Raw genomic sequence first — 1178 nt, 5'->3', positions numbered from 1 at the left:
AAGGCGTAGTCGATGGACAGCAGGTTGATATTCCTGCACTTATGCATATCAGAACTGTGGGGACGCAGGCAAAAGGAGTGAGCCGGGAAAGGAAAGCCCGGTCCCGCAAGGGGGAACGAACTAAAGTAGTGAAGCACTAGATATGACTGCCAAGAAAAGCCACTATTGCGTATGTATAACCCGTACCGTAAACCGACACAGGTGGATGAGGAGAGAATCCTAAGGCCGACGGGAGAAGCATTGTTAAGGAACTCGGCAAAATGTCCCCGTAACTTCGGGATAAGGGGAGCCCACCTAAGACGTGGGCCGCAGAGAAGAGGCTCAAGCAACTGTTTAGCAAAAACACAGGTCTATGCGAAACCGAAAGGTGAAGTATATGGGCTGACGCCTGCCCGGTGCTGGAAGGTTAAGAGGAGAGGTTAGCGCAAGCGAAGCTTTGAATTTAAGCCCCAGTAAACGGCGGCCGTAACTATAACGGTCCTAAGGTAGCGAAATTCCTTGTCGGGTAAGTTCCGACCCGCACGAAAGGCGTAATGATTTGAGCACTGTCTCGGCAATGCACCCGGTGAAATTGAAGTACCAGTGAAGATGCTGGTTACCCGCGCCAGGACGGAAAGACCCCATGGAGCTTTACTCCAGGTTGATACTGGGAGCCGGTATTATATGTACAGGATAGGTGGGAGACTAAGAAGCTGTGACGTCAGTTGCAGTGGAGTCGCTGTTGGGATACCACCCTTATGATGCTGGTTTTCTAACCAAGGACCATTATCTGGTCCGGGGACAATGTCTGCCGGGGAGTTTGACTGGGGCGGTCGCCTCCGAAAGGGTATCGGAGGCGCTCAAAGGTTCCTTCAGAATGGACGGAAACCATTCGCAGAGTGCAAAGGCATAAGGGAGCCTGACTGTGACACCGACGGGTGGAACAGATACGAAAGTAGGACTTAGTGATCCGGTGGTATGAAAGTGGGATTGCCATCGCTCAACGGATAAAAGCTACCCTGGGGATAACAGGCTTATCACTCCCAAGAGTTCACATCGACGGAGTGGTTTGGCACCTCGATGTCGGCTCATCGCATCCTGGGGCTGTAGCAGGTCCCAAGGGTTGGGCTGTTCGCCCATTAAAGCGGTACGCGAGCTGGGTTCAGAACGTCGTGAGACAGTTCGGTCCCTATCCGGCG

The 1178-nt window shown here is 52.9% G+C and carries 1 rRNA gene; it reads left to right on the top strand.

Annotated elements, in window-relative coordinates:
• A 23S ribosomal RNA gene (locus tag G632_RS0118320) occupies positions 1–1178 on the top strand; the annotation flags it as partial.

It is taken from the genome of Butyrivibrio sp. NC2007, assembly GCF_000421405.1.
In the GTDB taxonomy this organism is placed as follows: domain Bacteria; phylum Bacillota; class Clostridia; order Lachnospirales; family Lachnospiraceae; genus Butyrivibrio.
The sequence above is the reverse complement of the archived record's forward strand: the minus strand, read 5'-3'. Positions and strand labels throughout refer to the sequence as shown.